General features: G+C 74.3%; 1 protein-coding gene. It reads right to left on the bottom strand.

The genetic code is table 11. From position 1 onward, the window contains the following. On the bottom strand, positions 1-618 hold a 618-nt coding region (locus tag ACFQ36_RS23270; RefSeq protein ID WP_377017999.1), incomplete at both ends, for a protoporphyrinogen/coproporphyrinogen oxidase.

The raw sequence follows: 618 nt of genomic DNA, 5'->3' as shown, positions 1-618 counted from the left end.
CGGGCGACGGCGGCACCGGCCGGAGCGGCCCGGCGCAGGGCGCCCACGGCCGCGGACAGCGAACCGTGCTTGATCACCCCGGCACGCAGCCCCGGAACCACCGAATCCACATCCAGCACGTCCGGGTCCGCCGAGTACACCCCGGCGGCCACCGGAGCGACCAGCCGGTCCAGCACTGCCGATCCCATCCGGGTGCGCACCAGCTCGCCCAGGCTGAGCTGTTCCTTGCGCACCAAGGTCCCCAGTGGCAGGACCTTGTCCGCGGCGGCGCGCAGCGCGGCCCGCCGGCCGATCGCCTTGACAATGTCAGCCTCGGCCGGATCCGCGGGAATGCCCAGGACGCTGGTCTTGGGCATCGGCTGGGCCGATTCCGGCAGCTGGATCCACGCCCCGGCCGGGTTCGGCGCAACGATGCTTTCCCCCAGTCCCAGATCGGCGGCCAGCTCCGCAACAACCGGGGAGCGGGTGGCGAAGGATTCGGCACCGGCATCCAGCATCAGCCCGGCCACCTCGTGCCGCGCCACGCAGCCGCCGAAGGAGTCCGAGGCCTCGAGCACGGAGACGGCCAGGCCCTGCCGGGCCAGGTCGCGGGCGGCGACCAGGCCGGCCACGCCGCCG

This window comes from Arthrobacter sp. GCM10027362, assembly GCF_042679445.1.
Taxonomy (GTDB): Bacteria; Actinomycetota; Actinomycetes; order Actinomycetales; family Micrococcaceae; genus Crystallibacter.
The sequence above is the reverse complement of the archived record's forward strand: the minus strand, read 5'-3'. Positions and strand labels throughout refer to the sequence as shown.